Genomic DNA, 25,116 nt, shown 5'->3' with positions numbered 1-25,116 from the left:
TTTTGAAGGGGATAAGTTCAGACCAACCCAATTGACACAATGGTGACATGCTTCTGTCATCCTCGCGTAGCACTGATAGCCTATTGCTTTGGCATAAACGGAACAAATCACCCGTTGCTTGAGCAGAGCATTCAGAAATGCGTGAAAACGGGATCAGGAGCCTATCATCATGTCAACACTGCTTGGAATGAGCCAGCAAATCATTGATGATACGATTATGTCGGGCATAGACGCACAAAAGACACTCTTCGCAGCTGGAGGCGATCCTATTGTTCTGGGGCGCATCGGGTCGCTTGAAGTAAGACTTGCCAACTCCCGTGACGCAATTGAAGCGGCACAGGAATTGCGGTTTCGTGTCTTCTTTGAAGAAATGGGCGCCCGCAAGGAAAGCATCGAAGAATTTGAATTGAAAGATGCCGACCGCTTCGATGCGATTTGCGATCACCTTCTGGTTTACGATACCGCGCTGGCTGTGCCTGAGCACAAGCAGATTGTCGGCACCTATCGTTTGATGCGCAGCGAACAGGCTGAAAAAGCCCTCGGCTTTTATTCGGCAGATGAATATGATGTGCAGCGTCTGGCGCTTTCGCGTCCTGATCTGAAGCTTCTCGAACTTGGCCGCTCCTGCGTGAAGGCGGAATACCGTTCCAAGCGGACCGTCGAGCTGCTCTGGCAGGGGGCATGGGCCTATTGCCGCCGCCATTCGATTGATGTGATGTTTGGCTGTGCGTCATTCCATGGTGCCGTGCCTGCAGCCCATGCGCTCGGGCTTTCGTTCCTGCATCAGAATTGCCGTGCAACACCGGATTGGGATGTGCGTGCGCTCCCGCATCGCTATCAGTCCATGGACCTGATGCCAAAGGAAGCAATCAATACAAGAGTTGCGCTGTTCTCCATGCCGCCACTGGTGAAGGGTTACTTACGCCTTGGCGCGATGATCGGTGATGGCGCTGTGATCGATGAGGCTTTCGGCACCACGGATGTGTTTATCATCCTGCCGATCGAACGAATTTCCAGCCGCTACATCACGTATTACGGGGCGGACGCTAACCGCTTCGTCTAGTCTGTAGATATTCTGGTTCTGGTGGCCTGCAAATGGCGCTTTTCTGCATACCATAACCAGAATCTCAAACAGACTGGGCTGTGCCCTTACGCCCTGCCCGCCAGTTCTTTAAGCTTATAAATCAGCTCAAGCGCCTCACGCGGCGTCAGCTCATCCGGGCTTATTTCGGCAACCGCCTTCGACAATTCACTGTCTTTTACACTCGCTTGCGGCTTTGGCTTTTCCTGTTGCAGCACGACTGAAAACAGCGGCAGGTCATCAATCAACCTGTCAGCCTTGCCGGAGGTTTCGCCGGCTTCAAGCTGATGCAGCACATCACGTGCACGATTGACGACAGCCTCTGGCAACCCTGCCAGACGCGCAACCTGCACACCATAGGACCGGTCAGCCGCACCCTTGGCCACTTCATGCAGGAAGACAACATCATTGTCCCATTCCTTGACCCGCATCGTCACATTTGACAAACGGTCGAGCTTTTCAGAAAGCGCCGTCATTTCATGAAAATGCGTTGCGAATAATGCGCGGCAACGGTTTTTCTCATGCAGATATTCGACCGCTGCCCAGGCAATGGACAGCCCGTCAAAAGTTGCCGTTCCACGACCGATCTCATCGAGAATGACCAATGAACGCTCGCCTGCCTGATTGAGAATGGCGGCTGTTTCAACCATTTCCACCATGAAGGTCGAACGCCCACGCGCCAAATCATCTGACGCACCGACACGGCTGAAAAGCCTGTCCACCACCCCGATTTTCGCCGCGCCTGCCGGGACAAATGATCCCATCTGCGCCAAAATCGCAATCAGTGCATTCTGGCGCAGGAAGGTCGATTTACCCCCCATATTCGGGCCAGTCAGCAGCCAGATTGCGCCATTTCCACCATCTGTTTGCGGTGAAAGATCGCAATCATTGGCGACAAACGGATTGGCAGCCTGACGGCGCAATGCCTGCTCCACCACCGGATGACGACCGGCGACGATGTTGAACGACAGGCTGTCATCAACCAGCGGACGGCAATAGCCCTGCTCTTCGGCAAGCACGGCAAGAGCAGCAGAAACATCAAAGACAGAAAGGGCAGCAGCGGCAGCACGGATGCTATCGGCGTGGTGAACCGCTTCTGCAGTCAATTCCTCAAAAATTGCCAATTCAATGGAAAGCGCACGATCGGCGGCATTGGCGATCTTGCTCTCCAGTTCCGCCAGTTCGGTGGTGGTGAAACGCATGGCATTGGCCATGGTCTGCCGATGAATGAACCGGCCTTTGGCTTGATCGGTATCAGTCATCGCGCCTGAATTATTGGCGGTGACTTCGATGAAATAACCAAGCACATTATTATGCTTGATTTTCAGCGTTTTAATGCCGGTTTCCTCGATATAATCCGCCTGAAGCCCGGCAATGACACGGCGTGACTGATCACGAAGTGCACGCATTTCATCGAGTTCGCTATTATAGCCTTCGCGAACAAACCCGCCATCACGCTTTAGCAAAGGCATTTCGTCAGCAAGTGCGCGATCAATATGGGCTGCAAAGCCCGACGGCAATCTCTCGATTGCTTCCAGGGATTGAGCCAGCTCATCGGGCAGAAATGCGCCTTCAAGAAGCGATGCAATGCCATTGGCCGCTTCAAAGCCACGCTGCAAAGCACCCAGATCACGCGGACCGCCACGACCGACTGCCAGACGCGACAATGCACGCGGCATATCCGGCACGCCTTTAAGTTCCAGCCGCAGCCCTTCGCACAAAGACTGCTCGCTCAAAAACCATGAAACAGCATCAAGACGCTCCGCAATCGCCTTAGGGTCGGTCAGAGGTGCCGTCAGACGCTCGGCAAGAAGCCGCGCACCACCACCCGTGACTGTACGATCAATGGCTTTGAGCAGGCTGCCCTCACGATTACCCGACATGGTGCGGGTCAGTTCAAGACTGGCGCGGGTGGCAGGATCGATGAAAATCGTTCCGCCTTCCTGCTCGCGTTCAGGCCGCATCAAAGGCGGCCGCTCGGCAATCTGCGTCTTTTCGATATAGGCAATGGCACCGGAAATGGCCGAAAGTTCAGACCGGCTGAACTGACCAAAACCATCCAGTGTTGAAACATTGAAATAGCGCTGGATACGATTTTCAGCCGCAGCACTGTCAAACAGGGTTGCAGGCTGCGGAATGACCGCCTTGCCGATCAGATCAAAGATCGGGCGCAGATCAACATCATGAAATGCCGTATCCGCCACGATCAGTTCACGCGGGTCAACACGGGCAACATCGGCAAAAAGCCGGTCTTCGGTGGTTTCCGACACGCGAAAAGTACCCGTCGAAATATCGATCCATGCGAGCGCCAATGCACCATCACCTTTGGTGCGGCCAAGCGCCATCAGATAATTGGCCTCTGACGGATCAAGCAATTTCTCTTCGGTAATGGTGCCGGGTGTCACCAGCCGGATCACGTCGCGGCGAACCACCGATTTCGAGCCGCGCTTTTTGGCCTCCGCAGGGTCTTCGATCTGTTCACAGACCGCAACGCGATAGCCTTTGGCGATCAGCCTTTGCAGATAATCATCGGAGGCATGAACCGGCACGCCGCACATCGGAATATCATCACCCAGATGCTTGCCGCGCTTGGTCAATGTGATGCCTAATGCTTTTGAAGCCTCGACCGCATCATCAAAAAACAGCTCATAAAAATCGCCCATGCGATAAAAAAGCAGCGAATCAACATTCGCAGCTTTGATCTCGATATATTGTTCCATCATGGGGGTGAGGCGAATAACGGTTTCCTGCGTGGTATTTTCTCCCGCCTCCAACTGTTTCTCTTCGACCTTCGCTTCCATGCCAAACCTTCATTTATTGCGATTTAAATCCATTTAAAGACACAATATGAATAATACCATGCTTTTGAGGATCAATATCTATTCCAAAATGCGCTGTTTACACTTCCCGGGACTGGCGCTATCGAATTTGTCCCGCAGAAGAAACCGGAGGGAACATGCCAGTCTCGACGCCGAAGGGCAACACGCCAGAACGCACACCCACAGCCAGTGAGAAGGAAGCGCTCGACTTTCACGCCCACGGTCGCCCGGGCAAGCTGGAAATCAATCCCACCAAGCCGATGACCACGCAGCACGACCTGTCGCTAGCCTATTCGCCTGGTGTGGCTGTACCGGTCAAGGCAATCGCTGACAACCCTGCCGCTGCCTATGATTATACAGCCAAGGGCAATCTGGTTGCGGTCATTTCCAACGGCACGGCTATTCTGGGGCTTGGTAATCTCGGCGCACTGGCTTCAAAGCCCGTCATGGAAGGCAAGGCGGTGCTGTTCAAGCGCTTTGCGGATGTGGATTCCATCGATCTTGAAATCGATACGACTGATATTGAAGAATTCATCGGCGCGGTACGCTATCTCGGCCCATCCTTTGGCGGTATTAATCTCGAAGACATCAAGGCGCCGGATTGCTTCATCATCGAACAGCGCTTGCGCGAAGTGATGGATATTCCGGTTTTTCATGATGACCAGCATGGTACAGCAATCATTGCCGCAGCAGGCATGATCAATGCGCTGCATCTGACAGGGCGCGACATCAAAAATACCAAGCTTGTGTGCAATGGTGCAGGTTCGGCAGGCATTGCCTGTATTGAACTCATCAAAGCTATAGGTTTTCCATCGGAAAACGTCACACTCTGCGATACCAAGGGTGTGGTGTATCAGGGCCGCGGCGAGGGCATGAACCAGTGGAAGTCGGCGCATGCCATCAAGACATCCAAGCGCACGCTCGAAGACGCGATGAAAGATGCCGATATTTTCTTTGGCGTTTCAGCAAAAGGTGCGCTGACCAAGGAAATGGTGCGCTCCATGGCGCCCAATCCGATCATTTTCGCCATGGCCAATCCAGACCCGGAAGTCACACCGGAAGATGTGGCCGAAGTGCGTGATGATGCAATCGTTGCCACCGGACGCTCGGATTATCCAAATCAGGTCAATAATGTTCTCGGTTTCCCGTATATTTTCCGTGGTGCGCTCGATGTACGTGCGACCACGATCAATGACGAGATGAAGATTGCAGCCGTCTATGCCATTGCAGAACTGGCGCGTGAAGATGTGCCTGATGATGTGGTTGCCGCCTATCAGGGCAGCCGCCCGCGTTTTGGTCCGCAATATATAATTCCAGTGCCATTCGATCCGCGTTTGCTGGCAACTGTTTCCGCAGCCGTTGCCAAGGCGGCCATGGAAACAGGTGTCGCCGGTCGGGCGATTGACGATATTGAAGGCTATAAGCGCGAACTGCTTGCGCGTCGTGATCCGATTGCGTCCACGTTGCGCGGAATTTATGAGCGGGTGCGCCGTCAGCCAAAGCGCATCGTCTTTGCCGAAGGCGAAGAAGAGCCAACCATGCGTGCGGCTGTTTCATACGTCAATCAGGGGCTCGGCACAGCCATTCTGGTGGGCCGCGAAGAGCGCGTGGCAGAAACGGCCAAGGAAGCGGGTCTTGATCTCAACCGGCCCGGCATTGAAGTGATCAATGCCCGTCTTTCGAGCCGCAACACAGCCTATGCCGATTATCTCTATGAGAAGCTGCAACGCAAAGGCTATCTGGCACGCGATTGCCATCGCCTGATCAACAATGACCGCAATCATTTTGCGGCCTGTATGGTGGCGCTTGGCGATGCGGATGGCATGGTGACGGGCATAACACGCAACTACGCAACCGGCCTTGAGGATGTGCGTCGTGTGATCGATTCAAAGCCGGGGCATCGTCTGGTCGGTGTTTCCATTGCGCTGTGCCGTGGCCGTACCGTGTTCATCGCCGACACTGCCGTTCATGAAAAGCCAACAGCTGAAGAGCTTGCAGATATTGCTGTTGAAGCAGCAAGCATGGCACGCCGCATGGGCTATGTGCCGCGCGTTGCACTCACAGCCTTTTCAACATTCGGCCATATGGTCGGCGAAAGCTCGGCCCTCATTCAGGATGCAGTCCGTATCCTCCATACCCGCCATGTCGATTTCGAATTTGACGGTGAAATGAGTGCCGATGTGGCTCTTAATCCAAAGCTGATGGAGCGTTATCCTTTCATCCGCCTGTCGGGTCCGGCCAATGTTATCGTGACGCCGGATAATCACTCTGCATCCATTGCCGCCGATATGCTTCAGGAACTGGGTGGTGCAACCATTATCGGTCCATTGCTGGTCGGTCTCGACAAACCGGCACAGATCGTCAGCATCGGCGCAAAAGATACCGATATCGTCAATATGGCTGCAATCGCGGCCTATAATGCCGGTAACTGAAAATGCTAAAGGCCGGGAAACCCCCGGCCATTTCTTTTTATGCGCTTGTCGTTACCCGAAAACCGGGACCACTTTTCCGCGACAAGCGTTGGTATATTCATACAATTTAAAACCGGCTATAGGATAGTTCCGTCAGTCTTTTCCCAACACGCCGGACATACAAGCCGCATGAGCGCACACGACCTGAAGCTTGAAGACATCGTCAATCCCGAAACGCTGCGCCGCAAGATCAACGAGCTGGCGGATTCAGCCGACGAAAACTATACAAGCCAGCCTGTTCGCAAGGTGGTTTTGCATGCGCTCAAAGACGCGCTTGCCCGTGGCCGCGACAATGCGGAAAACATGCTGATGAAAGATGGCGGCGGTACGCTTTGTGTGCGGCGGCTGTCTTATCTGATGGATACATTGATCAGCATATTGTTTGAATTTGCCAGCACCAAAGCCTATCCGGCGCTCAATCCATCAAAAGCCGAAAATATGGCGATTGTGGCCGTAGGCGGCTATGGCCGCGGCGGACTTGCACCCGGATCCGACATCGATCTTTTGTTTCTGCTGCCCTATAAGCAAACCCCATGGGGCGAGCAGGTCGCAGAATATATGCTCTATATGCTCTGGGATATGGGGCTGAAAGTCGGGCATTCCACGCGCAATATCGATGAATGCATCCGCCTTTCGCGCGAAGATATGACAATCCGTACCGCACTTCTCGATGCGCGTTTCATCATCGGCAATCGTGATCTGTTCAATGCGCTTGTCACGCGTTTTGACGAAGAAGTGGTGATGAATACCGGTCCTGAATTCATTCAGGCCAAACTTGCCGAGCGTGATAACCGCCACAAAAAAGCGGGCGAAACCCGCTATCTGGTCGAGCCGAATGTCAAGGAAGGCAAAGGTGGCCAGCGTGATCTGCATACGCTGTTCTGGATTGCCAAATATTTCTACCGCGTCAAAAGCAAGGAAGAGCTGGTCAAGCTTGGCGTATTGTCACGCGCAGAACTGAAGCTTTTCAACAAGGCCGAAGATTTTCTCTGGGCTGTGCGCTGCCACATGCATTTTGCAACGCTGAAGGCCGAAGAGCGCCTGTCCTTCGACATACAGCCGGAAATCGCGCAGCGTCTGGGATATACAGCGCATCCCGGCCAGAACTATGTCGAGCGCTTCATGAAGCACTACTTCCTCGTCGCAAAAGACGTGGGCGATCTGACGCGCATTCTTTGTGCGGCGCTCGAAGAAGAGCAGGCCAAGCATGTGCCGGGCTTTAATCGTATTTTTCTGACCTTTTCCAACCGCAAGCGCAAGCTTGCCGGAAGCAGTGATTTTATCTCGGAAAATCATCGCATCAATATTGCCGACGCAGATGTGTTCAAACGCGATCCGGTCAATATCATCCGTATTTTTCACCTGGCAGACAGGCTGGGGCTGGAGTTTCACCCCGATGCGATGCAACAGCTCACCCGCTCGCTGAAACTGATCAATGCAGAGCTGCGCGAAAACCCGGAAGCCAACAAGCTGTTTCTGGAAGTGCTGACATCACCGCGCAATCCCGAACTCATTTTACGCCGCATGAATGAATCGGGCGTGCTTGGTAAATTCATCCCCGATTTCGGTAAAATCGTCGCGATGATGCAGTTCAACATGTATCATCACTACACGGTTGATGAGCATCTTTTGCGCTGTATTGCGGTGCTTTCCGAAATTGAGCATGGCGAGCTGGATAATGAACATCCACTGGCCAACCAGCTGATCTCCACCCTTAAACGCGACCGCAACCTGCTTTATGTCGCCATGCTTTTGCATGACATTGCCAAAGGGCGGCCTGAAGATCATTCGATTGCAGGCGCACGTATTGCCAGAAAGCTTTGCCCGCGTTTCGGCCTTTCGCCTTCAGAAACCAAAACCGTCGAATGGCTGGTGCGTGAACATCTGACCATGAGCATGGTTGCCCAGTCACGCGATTTGAACGACCGCAAAACAATCGTCGATTTTGCCGATACGGTACAGACCATGGAGCGGCTGAAGCTTCTGCTCATCCTGACGGTCTGCGATATCAAGGGGGTTGGTCCCGGCGTGTGGAACGGCTGGAAAGGCCAGCTTCTGCGCACGCTTTACTACGAAACGGAACTGGTGCTCACAGGTGGTTTCTCCAAACTGCCACGCGCTGATCGCGACCGGCAGGCACGCGAAGCGCTGGCTGAAAAGCTGAACGACTGGCCGCAAGCCGAACGTGACGCCTATCTTGGTCTGCATTACACCAATTATTTCCTCACCGTCAGCCTTGAGGACCAGCTTCGCCATGCGCATTTCATCCGCGAAGCTGATCGCAATGGCCGTGCATTGGCGACCATGGCCAAACCACATACATTTGAAGCCGTGACGGAAATTACCGTGCTTGCCCCCGATCATCCCCGGCTTTTATCAATCATCACCGGGGCATGTGCGGCTGCTGGCGGCAATATTGTCGATGCGCAGATTTTCACCACAGGTGATGGACGTGCCCTTGATACGATCCTGATCAATCGCGAATTCGACACCGACGAAGACGAGCGCCGCCGCGCTGAACGTGTGGGCAAGGTGATCGAAGATGTGCTGTCAGGCAAAGCGCATCTGCCGGATGTTCTTGCCAGACGGACCAAGCCCAAGCGTGGTGCAAAGGCTTTCAAAGTGGAGCCGCGCGTGGAAATCAACAACACACTTTCTGACAAATTTACGGTCATCGAAGTGGAAGGCCTTGATCGTCCCGGCCTTTTGTCAGAACTGACCGGCCTTATTTCCGACTTGTCACTGGATATTGCTTCTGCACATATCACAACCTTCGGAGAAAAAGTGATCGACAGTTTCTACGTCACCGATCTCGTAGGACACAAGATTTCAAACGCAACCCGGCAGGGCAATATCAGGCGCAAGCTTCTGGGCCTGCTGGGTGGCGAAAATGTTGCAAAAGCCAATGGCCGCGCAACTGCATAATACAGGTATTTCAAGACTATGAGTTTGGTCAAAAAATTCGCAACTGTTGCATCTGGCACGCTGATGAGCCGTATTTTCGGCTTCACGCGTGAAATGTTCATGGCGGCAGCGCTTGGCACCGGTCCGGTTGCAGATGCATTCAATGCGGCTTTCCGTTTTCCAAACACATTTCGCAGGCTGTTTGCCGAAGGCGCGTTCAATACTGCCTTTGTCCCGCTGTTTTCGGGTGAGATCGAAAAGAACGGCCTTGATGGAGCACGCCGTTTTTCTGAAGAAGTGTTCGGCGTTCTTTTTACGGTCCTGCTTTTCATCACCATTGCCATGGAACTTTCCATGCCCTTTATCGTGCGCACGGTGATTGCGCCGGGCTTTACCGATGATCCGGTAAAATTCGACAATACCGTGCGGCTCGCGATCATCATGTTCCCCTATCTCGCCTGTATGTCACTGGCTTCGATGATGGCAGGCATGCTCAATTCGCTGCATCGCTATTTTGCAGCGGCGATTGCGCCGGTGTTTCTCAATATTATCCTGATTGCTGTTCTGGCTTTTGCATGGTGGCAGGGCTATGACGCGCTTGAAGTCGGCTATGTGCTTTCATGGGGGGTGATGGCCGCAGGTCTGGTGCAGCTCGCTATCGTCTGGATCGACGTGCGCGTTGCAGGCATCAAGATCAGCTTCCGCCGCCCGCGTTTGACACCCGGCGTCAAACGCCTGCTCATTCTGGCATTTCCAGCCGCAATCACCGGCGGCATCACGCAAATCAATCTGCTGATCAATACCAATATTGCCTCCGGTATGGAGGGGGCTGTTTCCTCGCTCGTCTATGCCGACCGCATTTACCAGCTTCCTCTTGGTGTGGTGGGGATTGCGGTTGCGACCGTGCTGCTGCCCGAACTCTCACGCGCTTTACGCGGCGGGCATATGCAGGAAGCATCGAACCTGCAAAACCGCTCGGTCGAGTTCACGCTGTTTCTCACCCTTCCCGCAGCCGCTGCCCTTCTGGTCATGTCGGAACCGATTGTGCGACTGCTATTTGAACGCGGGCAGTTCAGTGCTCAATCAACAATCGTTGTTTCCGGCATTCTGGCGATTTATGGTATCGGTCTACCTGCCTATGTGCTGATCAAAGCCTTCCTTCCCGGTTTTTTTGCCCGTGAAGACACGCGAACGCCAATGATCTTCGCTGCAATTTCGGTTGCTGTGAATATAACGCTGGCGCTGATACTCTTCTCGCGCATGGGACCAACTGGCATTGCCATTGCAGAAATCACAGCGGGCTGGGTCAATGCAGCTTTGCTGTTTGCAACGCTCGTCAAGCGCAGACACTGGGGCAATGACATTGCCTTGCTGACCCGCATCCCGCGCCTGCTGATTGCAGCCGCAATCATGGCTGCCGGCATTCATTTTGCCATGGGCTATTTTGCATATGAGCTTTCGTCAGCAGCATCTTTTGGTGTGCGTGCCGGAACCTTGTCTATTATGGTGATCGTAGCCATGGTCGTCTATTTTGCACTGGCCTTTGGCCTTGGCGGTGCAAACACGGCCATGATCCGTCGCGGGATCAAGCGTGGGGCCGTGAAAAAAGAGCCGGAGAGCAAAATATAATTGCTCTTGAAAGGCAGCCATGCGTCTGCGAAAACACCGCATCAAATAAAGACCCTTTGCTCTCCACCGGCAAAGGCCAACATCAGGATAACATCATGAGCACGTTCAAGCCGCTTGTCTTCTCCGGCGTTCAGCCGACCGGAAATCTTCACCTCGGCAATTATCTGGGTGCCATCAAGCGGTGGGTAGAGGTTCAGGAAACGCAGGAATGCATTTATTGCGTTGTCGATATGCATGCCTTGACTGTCTCGCCTGATCCGCTCGAGCTGATGCAGTCCACGCGCGAAGTAACGGCTGCATTTCTCGCTGCAGGCATCGACCCCAAACGCAGCATCGTCTTTAACCAAAGCCGCGTGATGCAACATGCAGAACTTGCATGGGTGTTCAACTGTGTGGCGCGTATCGGCTGGATGAGCCGCATGACGCAGTTCAAGGACAAGGCTGGCAAGGACCGCGAAAATGCCTCGCTCGGTCTTTTCGCCTATCCGAGCCTGATGGCTGCCGACATTCTTCTATATCGCGCAACCCATGTGCCTGTCGGCGAAGACCAGAAACAGCATCTGGAACTGACGCGCGACATTGCGCAGAAATTCAACAATGACTATTCCGAGCGGATTGCCTCACTTGGCATCGGCGTGGATATGCAGGTGGGTGACGAACAGGTTTCAGGTTTCTTCCCATTGACCGAGCCGATGATTTCCGGCCCTGCCATGCGCATCATGTCATTGCGTGACGGCACCAAGAAAATGTCGAAATCAGACCCATCAGACCTGTCACGCATCAATCTGATCGACGATGAAGACACCATCAACAAGAAGATCCGCAAGGCAAAAACCGATTCCGATGGTCTGCCTTCCGAAGTCGATGGGTTGAACGGTCGCCCGGAAGCCGACAATCTCGTCGGCATTTATGCAGCGCTTTCATCAAAATCGAAGGAAGAAATCTTAAGCGAATTCGGCGGACGCCAGTTCTCCGAATTCAAATCAGCCCTTGCTGATCTTGCAGTTTCAAAACTATCGCCAATTACCCATGAAATGCGCCGTCTGGTGGCTGATCCGGCCTATATTGACAATGTGCTCAAAGATGGCGGCGAACGCGCAAGCACGATTGCTGAGGCCAATATGCGTCATGTGCGTGACATTATCGGCTGGTTGCAAGACTAGACCTGTCAAAAATTCCTGCACTGCCCGCTTGCGGGCAGTGCTTCGCAATGCCACATTATCGCCATGGTATCAAAACGACTTAGCCGGGAAGCCGGACACCGCCGCAAATTTCTTGCCGTGATTGACGAAACGCCGGAATGTGGGCGCGCCGTTGCCTATGCCGCGCGCCGCGCCAAAAATTCAAATGGTGCACTGGTTCTGCTTTTTGTCATCGACAATTCTGATTTTCAGCAAATCCTGGGCGTTGGCGAAATCATGCGTATAGAAGCCGAAGAACGTGCACGTTCCACGCTCGAAAAATTCGCGGCCATTATACGTGCGCAACAGGGCATAGACCCTGAACTGATCATTCGTGAAGGGCGCATCACAGAAGAACTGTCGAGCCTCATCGATGATGATCAGGACATTGCAATTCTGGTGCTTGCAGCAGGCTCCGGCAATGAAGGGCCCGGCCCTCTCGTACAATCTCTGGCCAATCGCGCCCAATTCCAGATTCCTGTGACCGTCATCCCCGCCGGGCTTTCGGATGCCGACATTGATGCGGTGACATAATCACCCTATATTGATCTTAACATGCAAGCGGCCCCTATGATGAGGCTTGCTTTAATGCGCATCCCTGCTTAACAAAAGCTTACGATATTTAAAGCGGAGAACGGATATGTTCATCCAGACCGAGACTACGCCGAACCCGGCAACCCTGAAATTTCTGCCGGGCAAGGTCGTCATGCCCGAGGGGACTGCGGATTTCCGCGATGCAGCAAGTGCTGGCAATACATCGCCACTGGCCGCAAAACTGTTTGCTGTTCCCGGTGTAACCGGCGTTTTCTTTGGCTTTGATTTTATCACTGTCACCAAAGAAGACGGTGAATGGCAGCATTTGAAGCCTGCTATTCTTGGCACGATCATGGAACATTTCATGTCGGGCGCCGATGTTATGGCGGGTAATTCTGCCGCCAGCGCAGGTGACGACCATGGTGAAGAAGAATTTTTCGATGAAGCCGATGTCGAAATCGTTGAAACCATCAAGGAACTGATCGAAACCCGCGTTCGCCCGGCTGTGGCTCAGGACGGTGGCGACATCACATTCCGCGGCTTTGAAAACGGTACGGTGTTTTTGCACATGAAGGGTGCCTGCTCTGGCTGTCCGTCATCGACCGCAACGCTCAAGCACGGCATTCAAAACCTTCTGCGCCATTTTGTGCCGGAAGTGCAGCAGGTCGAACAGATATAAGATAGGCTTATCTAACAGCAGAGCGCCGATCTGACAGAACCAGATCGGCGCTCTTTTTTATTCTAACGCGCATCTTTGCCGAAAACCGGCTCCCACTTTTCGGGATGCGCTCTTTTTTCTATTCTTACCAATGCACCAGGAAACCGGTTTTCACGCCAAGGCTATTGCTCTTCCAGAAGTCTTCGACACTGGTTTGCGTCGTGACCTCTCCATAAAGCGAATATTGACCATCAGCCCAATTCAATGACCCACCAATGCCAACACCGGCCCAGAGCGGAGCATTCGTATTTGCGAAAGATACATCCGCAACCGAAACCCGTGTTCCACCGACAAAATCATAGTAAAAATTACCGGCTGCATAAATGGTCGATTTGATCGCACGGCCTTTTTGATCAGCCCACTGATCGCTGTAATTTGCCGAGACACCCAGTCTGCCCACCAGATTATTGGCGCGATTTAACGAGATTTTTGAACCGTAACGATCACCAAAGCTGCTGAAATCGACTTGTGAATAGGAGAGTTGCGCCTGTGGCGTAATGCTCCAATGCTCATCGATTGCAATATTTTTGCCCACTTCAAGGCTGGCTGCAAAACCATAGCCATTATTGTTATTAACAAGCTCAGTGCCAGTTCTCGCAGATTCCAGATCGCTCATATACCAATTGATGCCAGTCTGCGCATCAATATACAGGCCGTTATCACCATACCAGGTGGCTGTGGCCCCGATACCAAAACCGGTTGTGCTGATCGTCCCGGAACCAAAATCCGAATAGACATCGGACGAGACCGTACCGAAATTTGCGATGAGCGAACCGACAAGCGTACCATCTGCGCCTCCATAAAAAAGGCCATCCATGCCTGACTGTATACGCCAGAGCGTATCATCATGTCTGGTGCCTGTTGTACTGTCATGGGCCGCATATTTCGTATGCGAGGCTTCGATACGTGCCCAGATAGCATGGCCGTTCTGACGATCTTGTTTACCAGCGCTCTCTACGCCACCCATATTATCCGTCCAACGACGGTTTGCCGTGCGCTGCTGATAGGTTCCAAGCGTATTGAAACGCTGCAAGACCTGAGCATAGGTTTCATAAAGCGGTGTGGTCGGCGCATAAAGCGGTGTGGTCGGATCGACTGGATTCGTGGGATCAGTCGGATCAATCAGAGCTGAACGCAGATACCAGTCCCCATCAGTCGGGCTATCAATACCGTTTTTGTAAAGACGGTAAGCATAGGCACCGCCAATAACAGCCTGATCACCCTGAAAGACATAATCGCCAACCAGTTTGAAATCGCCATCCGAAGCGCCTGCAATATCAATGATCTTGATGCCATTGACGGTCTGGCCGCCAGTGCCACCAATATTCACAACCCTGACATTGCTGTTACCGGATGTATTGCCCAGAACCTTGAGCACATCAGTTGAAGAATTATCATCACCGAGCACGGTTTCAATCTCAACTGTGCCGCCTGCACCGACATAATTGCCCAGAACAGTCAGGGTTCCGATCGAGTTGCCGGGACCAACAATACCGCCATCGAAATTATTGACGCTGCATACCGAACCTGTTCCCTGAAGACGGCCACCGGAATTGACATTGACAATACCGCAAAGCGCACCATCGACTTCAAGAGCACCCTGATTAACTGCAAGCGTTCCCATGAAGTTTTCATTGTTGGATTTGACAGTGAATGTTCCCTTGCCGGACTTGTCAAAAGTGCCGGAGCCAGAAATTTCGCCATTCCAGCCAAGGGTCGCAGCCTCATCAACCGAAATGCCACCGCTATTGATCACATTGAGCTTTCGATCACTCTCAAAGCTTGAAAGCACACGCAAATTACCACCCGTGAGCGAGACATCCCCAGCAGCAGCACCGAGATTGCTGTCTTTGGAAACCGCCAATGTACCGGCCTTGATTTGCGTGCCGCCCTTATAGCTATTGTCGCCACTCAGGATCAGGGTTCCATTATCATCCTTCACCAGATGCGTGTCACCAAACAATTGTGATGCAATTTCAGCCGTTGTGGAAGCGCCTGAGCTGGTGCCGTCACCAACCCGGATCGTCGGGTTTCCTGTCAGTTCGATGCGATCTCCGTTTACCAGATATCCATCGGTCATAAACTGGATACCGCTGACCTGAACCTGACCAGTGGAATTATCCACGGTGACTGTGCCTGCCTTGCCCTGGAACACAGCAAAAGAATTGTCGGTGAACGGCGCATCGACAAGCGCATCAGCATCCGTCCAGTTATCATTGCCGTAATGCGACTGCCAGACCCCACTGCCGCCATTGACCGTGTTTGCCTGACGATCCTGCGCATTGCCATTCCAGTAATTGAGCACCAGTCCATTCGTTGAAACGAGATTGACCTGATGATCGACTGAGGTCTGCACAAAAGCATCACCCGTTGGCATGCTGCCGAGAGTGAAGCCGGGACCATAGCGTTTTCCGTCATAGTCAAACAGACGATAGACACCCGCCCCAAATGTGCCGCCATCGCTGACACTGACATTGAGCATACCGTCCAGAGTAATATCGCCCTTGACGATAATCCGGTCATTGAGTGCACTGCCAACGTCATTGGCTGAGCCCAGCTTGAAATTTACGCTCGCGTCATGCCCAAGGACAAGATTGCCACCAATTGTCAGAGTACCGACCTGATCAGCAGCAGCACCAGCCTGAAGCGTTCCGCCATCAGCGATATCAACATTGCCACCTATTGTACCGGAACCGCCTAAAATCGCGCCAGTCGAAACCTGAACAGAACCCATTGCTGCCGACTGATCGCCATTCACCCATAGAGAGCCGGCACTAACACTCGTAGCACCCTTATAGGCATTGTCTCCAAACAAGGTCAGAGCGCCGGCACCATTCTTGGTAAGACCTCCAGCACCGTCAATGACACCACTCAATGCCAAATCTGCATTTGTGTTGAAGTTGCCCCTGGTGATCAGATTGATCTGACGGTCGGAGGTCATCTCGCCCGTATTAATCAGCGTGCCGCTATCAAAGGTCAAAAGCGTCCCTGCTGCACCCAGATTTCCATCAGAAGAAATCTGAAGCACACCATTTCTGATGATCGTTCCACCCGTATAGGTGTTTGCACCCTCAAGAATAAGTGTACCCAGATCATTCTTCACAAGCGTGCTGTCGCCCGTCAAAGCAGATTTGATTGTTGTCTTGTACCCGGAACTTTGAGCCGTTCCATCACCAACACGCAGATTGGTTTGCGCGTTGCCAAGTTCGATCTTGTCCCCTTCAACCACATAGTTAGAGGTGGAGAACTGCATATCGCCAACCACAATATCACCTGCGGTTTCATCAACAGTCACCACTCCGGCTGTTCCACCAAAGAAGGCATTCTGACCGCTATCATAAGCGCCATTGAATATGCCGTCTGTGTCCGTCCAGTTCGTGTTTGCAGCATCCAGACTCCAGATACCAGCGCCGCCATCAACGGTATTGTTATTCACAGCTGAAGAACTTCCACCATCCCAGAAGTTGCGAATACCATCTGCACCACGAACAAGATTGACTTCACCCTTGTCCGCCGTCTGGATGACATAGGTTGGAGATGTTGTGGAGAGCGTATGATCAGTCAGCGTACCTTCGTAGCTTATGACGCGATAAGTACCCGCACCAAAGTCACCACCAACTGTTTCAGTTACATTGATCTGACCAGCCAATGTCAGATCGCCACGCACGATGGTCAGGTCATTATAGGCACCACCAACCACATCATGCTGTCCAAACCGATAATCAAGACTTGAGGCAGCATCAAGAACGAGATTGCCGTTAATCGTCAATGTGCCCGGTTTATCACCGGCATCGCCCGGGGTGAGCGTCGCATTGGCTTCAATATATACATTCCCGCCAATAGTGCCCGTACCACCGAGCGCTGCACCAGCCTTTACAGTTGTATCGCCCGTTGCAAGTGCCTGATTGCCATCAATATAGAGTGCACCATTTAAAACGTCTGTATTGCCCGTATAGCTGTTCGTGGCAGTCAGTGTAAGCGCTCCCCCACCAGACTTCTCGAATGATCCAGTTCCCATAACAGCACCGCTGAAGGTCACATCATCAAGCCGGTCGAAGGCAAAGACGCCATTATTGATGACATTGCCATTAATCATGCCGGTATTGCCGCCATTACCAATCTGCAAGCGACCTGCATCAATGGTGGTGCCACCCATATAAGTGTTCTCAGCGGTTAATATCAGCGCATCGGCTCCACTCTTGGTCAGAGCGCCTGCACCCGAAACCACGCCAGACCAGCTAAGAGACCCATCCGTCTGGAATGTCCCGCCCTGTGCATTCAAAACAGCAGACCGTGCAGAGGAAAATGCCGTCGCAGCTTGCAGCGTACCGCCGTTTATAATGACGCTACCGGTTGCGATACCGAGATTATCATCTGCCGAAACCGATACCGCACCGCCATTGATAATGGTACCGGCATAGTCGTTGTAACCGCTCAGGGTGAGCGTCCCCGAACCCGTTTTGGTCAGCGTACCTGCACCTGAAACAGTTCCGCTGATCTCAAGATCACCAGCAGTATCAATTGTACCGCCTGTGGCAAGAATGGATGTGGCACGCGCCGTTGTCATATTGGAGGTCGTACGCAAGGTGCCGCCATTCAGCGTTATCTCGCCAGCGCTGGCACCAAGATTATTATCGCTGGCTATGGCAAGCACACCAGCACTGATTTTCGTGCCGCCCTGATAGGTGTTTGCACCACCCAGAACAAGCGTGCCCGTTTCCGTCTTTTCCAGTGCTCCCGTACCAGAAATCACGGAATTGATTGTTGCCGTATAGCCTGCTCCAGCAGCAGAGCCATCGCCAACTTTAATTATGTTGGATGCCTCTGCCAGAGCAAGGCTGTCACCCTGCACCACATAGCCATCGACTGCAAATTGAATGCCTTTGACTTCAACCTGACCATTTCCGTCATCGACGATGACAGTGCCAGCGGTTCCCTGGAAAATTGCCGCCGAGCCATTGGCAAAGGCTGCGCTGTAATTTCCATCTGCATCAGTCCAGTTGCTGTCGCCCGATACACGCCAGGTGCCATTGCCGCCATTAACAGTGCCATTGGCATGAGGACCGGCATCACCGTCCCAGAAACTCAGCGTCAGACCATCAGAATTCACCAGATTGATCTGATTGGCGATCGCCGTCTGAATAGCGTAATTGGCATTGCCTGTTTCAAGCCTATTGTCAGTCAATGTGCCTTGATAATTGATCAGGCGATAAACACCGAAGTCGAACACGCCGCCGGGCGTCTGTGTGACAGTAAGCTTGCCATCGAGAATAAGGCCGCCCTTGACGTCTATCAGATTGTTAAGAGGCCCACCAATGGCATCCTTGTCGCCCAGATTATAATGGATATTGGAATTCTGGTTGAGTGCAAGCTTGCCATTGATCGTCAAGGTGTTGGTTTGAGTACCTGTGAAACCGGCATCAATTGTGCCGCCATTCTGGATCTCAACATCACCGCCAATGGTTCCGCTGCCGCCAATCGTTGCAAGATCGTGAACAACCGTCTGCCCGGTGGCACCCGTTTGATCTCCATCGATCAGCAATGTACCTGCGAGAACCTCTGTATCACCTTCATAGCTATTCGTGCCGGAAAGTGTTGTGATACCCGTTCCGGTCTTTTGAACCGTTCCGGTTCCGGAAATATCGCCCGAATAGGAAAAATTATTATCGAGCGCGAAATCAACAATGCTGCTGTTTTTGATATCAGCATCAAGTGTTGTCGCCGTTGTACCCGTGCCAATCTGCAATGTGCCTGCATTGACACTCACACCCTCCGCATAGGCATGAGTTCCAGTGAGAGTGAGCGTTCCGCTACCATTCTTCTGCAAGTCATCGAAATTTATAAACTGCGCTCCTGCGAGCGTTTGGCCCACAGTGGTGTTCACCTCAAGCACATCGTGGTTGCCAGAGCCCCCGTCAATGCCTTCGCCAGTAACAACATAACCATCATTGAGAACAAGCTTGTCGTCATTTGACCCAAGGGTCAGCCTGGTATCAGTCCCTGTATCAAGTGTGCCGCTCAAATTGACAGTATTTGATCCATCACCAAGATCACCATGCGCACGCAACATACCATTTTTCGCAACGTTAATGGTGCTGTTACCGCCTGCACTTGAAACGAGTGTCGTGCCACCGGTTCTATCTTCAACCGTGCCGGTGACGCTCAGCGTAGAATTTCCGCTCAACTGAAAACTGTCCGTTTCCAGTTTTCCGGCAACATCCAGTTCACCGGCAGTGATAATTGTATTGCCAATTGAATTATCGCTCGATGTCAGAACGGTCATTCCCGTTCCAATCTGAGCAAGCTCGCCATCACCAGCCAGCGCCCCTTCAATCGTCACCGTATTACTGTGATTAATCGAAAGCCTTGAAGTCGCAAGGGTTACGGTTATTGCGCCCGTGCCCAGCTTGCCCGTTGTTCCACCATCACCAACAACGAGATCACCATCATTGATAGTTGTGACACCGGAATAGGTGTTCTGCCCCGTCAGAACCCAGGTGCCGCTATCATTCTTGATAAGCGATGTAACGCCTGCCCCTGAATCAGTGACAGCGGCAGCCATCGTGTTTTTACCCGTATTTGATCCTTTGAGAACAAAAATATGTGGCTGGCCTGAATTCAGCATTTCAACGGCGGCATCGTTGGAAAAGACCAGCGCACCAGACCCGGATGAATCAATGCTCGTTATCCCGGCCCCAAGGGAAAACCGACGATTGGTCGTGTCACCGGAACCGACATAGCTCAATATGCCGCCATCCTGGATGATCAGATTTGAAGCATCACTGGAGGATGATCCAAGGCTGCTCGCCAGACCACCATCTGCAATTTTTGTAACCTGCAACGTGCCTTCTTCAATCGAAGTCGAACCGGTATAGCTATTGGCCGCGTTTGCAACATTCCAGACTCCGCTGCCGTCTTTTATTAATGACGTCTGTGCTGTCCCATTATCGGAAATTTTAATTCCAAAAATGTTGCTGTCCTGATTGCTCCCCGCCAGCGTAAGCGTGCCTGAAGTATCCGGGCTGATAAAAGCCATGCTTGCAGTATTGTTGAATACCAGCGCTCCTGTACCAGAAGACGAGATCGCGCTTGATTTACCAAGTGTGAAAAGACGATCCGTCGTGTCGCCATCACCAATATAAGACAGTTCGCCGCCATTGAGCGTGAGATTGCCGGCCTGTGCACCAGAGGCGCCAATTGAACTGTTGCTGCCTCCATCCCTGATCGTATCAACAATCAGCACGCCACCCGTCAGCACGGTTGAGCCAGTGTAACTGTTCAGACCAGTCAGTGTCTGCGATCCAACGCCTGCCTTTTCAACCCCGCCAGCGCCTGAAATCATGCCCGCATAGGTTTGACCACGACCATCACTAATGGTCAGCGTTGCCGTTCCCAGCGATATATTACCAGTTTGCTCTAACGTGGAGCCGCCGCTAAGATAACCAACAGCATTGCTGAAACCATTCAAATCAGCAATGCCATTCGCCCTATCCATAAAGAGGCCACCGGAGCTATTGCCAAAAGCTGACGTGGACCCGGCACGCACAGTACCACCACGCACATAGGTCGAGCCACCATATTGATTATTGCCAGAGAGTACGAGCGTACCATCACCCAGCTTCACGAGATTTCCGGAAGTTGGAACATTGCTGACAATCGTTCCTTTAAACTCCAGCACTGTGTTGATATCTGCAACCGAAATAGTGCTGTTATTTCCGGTGAGTGAGAGACCTCTGTCAGTATCGACACTGCCACCCGTATAGATAAGCGTGCCATTTTCGAGACGCAAATTATTCGCGGCAGCGGATGACGCACCTATACCGCTCGCCTCTCCGCCATTCTTGAGACAGTCAGTGGAAAGAGTGCCATTTGCAATCAGCGTGGCGCCCGTATAGCTGCTGTTACAGCCCGATAAGGTCAGCGTATTGCCATTTGCACGCAAGCCACCAGAGCCGCTAATGCTTCCCGTAAAGGTTCCATGAGCCTGAACCGTCAGGGTCGCTGAACCCAGTTTAACTTCACCGGCACCATTCAGATTTTGAACCGTATTATTATAATTGGCCAGATCAGCAGTTGCACCGGCATCGACTTTAAGGGCGCCGGTTCCCAAAGCATTCACCGCGCCAGCACGCAAGATTCCGGCTGCAACCTCACTGCCGCCCGTGAAACTATTGGTTCCCGATAGAACCAAAGTGCCGCTGCCGCTTTTTGTTAAGCGGCCACTCCCCACAACGCGGCCGCTCATTGTCAAGGTACTAGCGCTGTCTGATACGCCAAATGTTGAGTTAGCCTCTAGCGTAAAACCTCTATTTGAGGACGCAGTACCACCACTATAATTTAAGGTACCACCAGCAAGAACAAGCTTATCAGAATCTCCGCTTGAGGATCCGATACTGCTTACCTCGCCCCCATTCTTGATGCTCATGACATCGAGAGTTCCAGCCTTGACAATCGTAGGGCCAGAATAATCATTTTCTGTCCCCAATATCGTCAGGCGCCCTGCACCAAGCTTACTAAGAGAAGCATCTCCTTCACCCAGTATTTTTCCGCTCAAAGTTAAATTTTCAGCAGCCTTCGTTACAGAAATATTGCTTGGCTGCCCGGTCACTTCGACCAGTGTTATGCCACGGTCAGTCTGGGCGGAATTACCTGTATATTCGAGAGTTGCATTCTGGATGCGTAAATTTTCAGGGTCCGCTGAGGAAGCACCAATACTACTCGCAACGCCGCCATTGCCGATAGTGCTGACGGATAGTGTACCCTTACCAACCGTCGTCGCACCAGTATAGGTATTGCTCGCCCCAAGTATAACCTTGCCGGTACCGGATTTGACAAATTCAACGGGATTGCCATTGTCCACAATGGTTGAGCTGACAGTAAAAGTACCTGTGCTGTTGTGTTGAACACCAAAAACATTCGCCGTTCCGCCGGTCACTTGGCCACCCGTTATCCTGAGCGCCTTGTTACCAACATTTGAACTGACCATGATCGAGCCATCAACACCCAGTGTCTGGCCATTGGCTATTGTGACGGTTGATGCCGCCGCAGCCGTATATTGTAGCCCTTGCAGCGTAACAGAACTTCCGACCGTACCGTAAAATGGCGTATTGGGATCACCACCTGAATCGCTTACTATATCGCCTGTCTGCCAGATTGCCGCATTATCCTTCAATGAATAATCTGTCTCATCAAAGGGTACGATCACACCATTCACCACTTTGGCGTAGTCAGTGCTATCAATCATCGCCCAGCCACCCAATTTGCCATCAGGATTCGACGTATGAAAACTACCATTGGCAGGCATGACGAAATTAACGACACCTGACGTATAATTTATCGCACCCAAATTGACGGCCATTGAACCGCCTGTACCCAGGGTTGATTCAATCAAATTAGACCCAGCTACGATATCTACAGAAGCAAAAGTCTGACTTCCCGCCTGAGTCCCACCGATGATTCTCAACCCTGCGGAATCAAGGAAAACCGATGTTGAAGGGGATAATATGTTGGATTGCGGCGCAGCTGCAGCAGAAAAATCAAGAGCCAGAGTTCCACCGGAAATCGTTGTCCTACCGGTATATGTATTCTCGCCAGTCAGAGTTAAGGTTCCCTGACCCAGTTTTGCAAAACCACCCGTTCCGGTAATAGAACCAGAATAAGTAGACGCTGCCGAGGAATCTGTTGTTAACGTGCCCGATCCAAGCGAGATAGTGCTGTTGCCGCCCGATAGAGTACCAGATGTCAAATCATAGTTATTCAGGTCCAGAGTACCGCCAGTTACAGTCAGATTGTTGACAGTACCAAGCCCTGAAGCACTTCCCAGCCGAAGCACCCCGCTCTTGATATCAACATTACCGGTTCGCGTACTCGACCCGCTGAATTCCCAGGTACCGGAACCGCTCGTCGTAATCGTACCAGCGCCACTCATCACGCCTGAAATTGTATTCACGCCAGTGAAACTGCCGCCAAGTTCCAGACCTTGTTTTCCCCCTGATGTCGACAGAACAACATTACCGGTCAATGTTACTCCGCCCGTCCCACTGGACAGAACAGTACCATTGGAAATATCCCAATTGCGATCTGTTGAACTCCCGCTTCCGGTATATGACAGAGTACTACCAGTTAAAACGACCGAAGATCCTGCTCCAAGCGAGCTTGCGGAACCAGTATTGGCGAGAGATGAGACAATAACCGTTCCATTGGTAATATTTGTTTTTCCAGCATATGTATTATTATAGCCAAGTACAATAGTACCGCCAGATGAAGGTGCCAATCCTAATTCTGCAGATTCTCCACCACTAATAACACCAAGAAGCTCAAATCCGGCTCCATTATTTGTTGAGTCAAAATTTGTGCTACGGTTAAGAAGTATATCTCCCGTTATTTTAAGCGTTCCAGTACCCTGATTGGTAAACCGGCGAAGCGTGGACCCAGCAAACACCCAGTTGCGATTTGAACTATCGCCACTACCAGTATAAAAAATACGATCTGAATATTGGGAGCCGCCTGAAAATTCAATCGTTCCATTTTCAACAGTAGTTGGAGCGCCTAATGCGCTCGCCTCCCCCAAATTACGAACTGATGAGAAATAAATACTGGCAGTACCATTGTTCTGGCCTTTAAAAGCCGTGCTTCCAGTATAATTATTGGCGTCATTCGTCATCCTGACACCAGTGGTTAAAGAAATATTTCCTCCACCACTATACTGTAAAGATCCAGTACCATTTCCTGTAAGCAGTAAATCTACATCATTATCAACAATAACAGATCTGGTCGGCGAGTTTTCATCAACCCTTAAAGTTGAATCTCCCTTAACCCTTAAAATATTTGATGCATTACCAAATGCTGAACTATTTTTGGCCTGAAAAATACCTGATTGCAGGAATATATCTCCGGTAAATGTATTGGCGCCAGTGAAATAAACTGTTCCCAATCCATCAAGCGTTACACCAGACGAACCTGCAATGACAGAACCTATTGTCGCTACAGTATTTCTGGCTGCCGAAATTGCAGGCGTGCCACCGGCCAGTGTTATTGTGCCACCGGTTAGCGAATATCCTGTCGTTTCAAAATCAAGGCCACCGGCAGTTACACTGCCACCAACAGTAACAGTCCCTGCAACTCCGCCAAATACTGCCGTGTTTAGCCCTGCATTATCCCATGAAGCATAAGGACCCGAGACACCATCACTACTCGCACTCCAAAAGGAATTACTCAGATTCCAGACACCGCTACCGCCAGTACCCGGATCACTTTTATTCGCATCCCAGTAGAGCGCTTCGCCCGATGCGGGCGCCATCAGCATCAGCAAACAAAATGCAATATGTGACGCAAAGCTTACAACACGGCCCCTGGACTTGATAACACGCCCGCCCCGCCATTTATTGAAACTTTGCAGATCATTTGAAAGATTGGCAACCACTTTAGAGATGAAAAACTTTCCACCACGGACATAGCGAAGCAATACTTCCATTATATTACAACCACCTTATATAAAAAGCTATTTTCTGGTATTAATAAATAGACCAATAGTTAAAAAAATCAAAGCGTGTAATCACAATGTTTTGAAATATCATTTATATTAGCATATAATAAATAACTAATATAAAATATATAAAACTACTAACAGTAAATCATATGCATTATTTCATAATTAATATAATTATCATTCAATTCAATTGGAAGAATGCATACGAAAATTCATAATAAAATATTAATCGAAATAGTAATTCAAACAGATGGCAGAAAAGATATTATCTCATCTTATATTTACTTAATT

At 51.5% G+C, this 25,116-nt stretch carries 9 protein-coding genes; 7 read left to right on the top strand and 2 right to left on the bottom strand.

Going from position 1 to position 25,116, the window contains the following annotated elements:
- Window positions 1-169: 169 nt before the first annotated feature.
- Window positions 170-1,063, top strand: coding sequence for a l-ornithine N(alpha)-acyltransferase (locus FHY56_RS09480; protein WP_193556774.1), 894 nt, complete (start codon window positions 170-172; stop codon window positions 1,061-1,063).
- Window positions 1,064-1,149: 86 nt separating this feature from the next.
- On the opposite strand, the gene mutS is transcribed toward FHY56_RS09480, so the two are convergent.
- On the bottom strand, window positions 1,150-3,882 hold the full coding sequence (gene mutS, locus FHY56_RS09475; RefSeq protein ID WP_140904919.1) for a DNA mismatch repair protein MutS: 2,733 nt from the start codon (window positions 3,880-3,882) through the stop codon (window positions 1,150-1,152).
- 155 nt (window positions 3,883-4,037) lie between these two features.
- On the opposite strand from mutS, the gene FHY56_RS09470 reads away from it, so the two are divergent.
- The 6 genes from FHY56_RS09470 (at window position 4,038) to FHY56_RS09445 (ending at window position 13,298) form a co-directional block, all read left to right on the top strand.
- Window positions 4,038-6,332, top strand: coding sequence for an NADP-dependent malic enzyme (locus FHY56_RS09470; protein WP_140904918.1), 2,295 nt, complete (start codon window positions 4,038-4,040; stop codon window positions 6,330-6,332).
- Between the two features lie 168 nt (window positions 6,333-6,500).
- A complete protein-coding gene (locus FHY56_RS09465) occupies window positions 6,501-9,296 on the top strand; it encodes a [protein-PII] uridylyltransferase (protein WP_140904917.1) in 2,796 nt (931 codons plus the stop codon).
- 18 nt (window positions 9,297-9,314) lie between these two features.
- A complete protein-coding gene (gene murJ / locus FHY56_RS09460; RefSeq protein ID WP_140904916.1) occupies window positions 9,315-10,904 on the top strand; it encodes a murein biosynthesis integral membrane protein MurJ in 1,590 nt (529 codons plus the stop codon).
- A gap of 95 nt (window positions 10,905-10,999) precedes the next feature.
- Window positions 11,000-12,067 (top strand): tryptophan--tRNA ligase, encoded by a 1,068-nt coding sequence (gene trpS / locus FHY56_RS09455; protein ID WP_140904915.1) that lies wholly within the window; start codon window positions 11,000-11,002, stop codon window positions 12,065-12,067.
- A 63-nt stretch (window positions 12,068-12,130) separates the two neighbouring features.
- Window positions 12,131-12,619 carry a universal stress protein gene (locus FHY56_RS09450; RefSeq protein ID WP_140904914.1) on the top strand — a complete coding sequence of 163 codons (489 nt, stop codon included), beginning with the start codon at window positions 12,131-12,133 and terminating at the stop codon, window positions 12,617-12,619.
- A gap of 106 nt (window positions 12,620-12,725) precedes the next feature.
- Window positions 12,726-13,298 (top strand): NifU family protein, encoded by a 573-nt coding sequence (locus FHY56_RS09445; protein ID WP_140904913.1) that lies wholly within the window; start codon window positions 12,726-12,728, stop codon window positions 13,296-13,298.
- A gap of 124 nt (window positions 13,299-13,422) precedes the next feature.
- Here the strand turns inward: FHY56_RS09445 and FHY56_RS09440 are convergent, their stop codons facing one another.
- Window positions 13,423-24,810 carry an autotransporter-associated beta strand repeat-containing protein gene (locus FHY56_RS09440; protein WP_140904912.1) on the bottom strand — a complete coding sequence of 3,796 codons (11,388 nt, stop codon included), beginning with the start codon at window positions 24,808-24,810 and terminating at the stop codon, window positions 13,423-13,425.
- Between the last annotated feature and the right edge of the window lie 306 nt (window positions 24,811-25,116).

Origin of the sequence: Brucella gallinifaecis, assembly GCF_006476605.1 — a bacterium.
Classification (GTDB): Bacteria; Pseudomonadota; Alphaproteobacteria; order Rhizobiales; family Rhizobiaceae; genus Brucella; species Brucella gallinifaecis.
This window is presented reverse-complemented; position numbering and strand designations above follow the sequence as displayed.

Coding starts and splice junctions, on each gene's coding strand:
- FHY56_RS09465 (WP_140904917.1), top strand. CDS start 6,501: ATGAGCGCACACGACCTGAAGCTTGAAGACATCGTCAATCCCGAAACG.
- FHY56_RS09450 (WP_140904914.1), top strand. CDS start 12,131: ATGGTATCAAAACGACTTAGCCGGGAAGCCGGACACCGCCGCAAATTT.
- mutS (WP_140904919.1), bottom strand. CDS start 3,882: ATGGAAGCGAAGGTCGAAGAGAAACAGTTGGAGGCGGGAGAAAATACC.
- murJ (WP_140904916.1), top strand. CDS start 9,315: ATGAGTTTGGTCAAAAAATTCGCAACTGTTGCATCTGGCACGCTGATG.
- FHY56_RS09440 (WP_140904912.1), bottom strand. CDS start 24,810: ATGGAAGTATTGCTTCGCTATGTCCGTGGTGGAAAGTTTTTCATCTCT.
- trpS (WP_140904915.1), top strand. CDS start 11,000: ATGAGCACGTTCAAGCCGCTTGTCTTCTCCGGCGTTCAGCCGACCGGA.
- FHY56_RS09480 (WP_193556774.1), top strand. CDS start 170: ATGTCAACACTGCTTGGAATGAGCCAGCAAATCATTGATGATACGATT.
- FHY56_RS09470 (WP_140904918.1), top strand. CDS start 4,038: ATGCCAGTCTCGACGCCGAAGGGCAACACGCCAGAACGCACACCCACA.
- FHY56_RS09445 (WP_140904913.1), top strand. CDS start 12,726: ATGTTCATCCAGACCGAGACTACGCCGAACCCGGCAACCCTGAAATTT.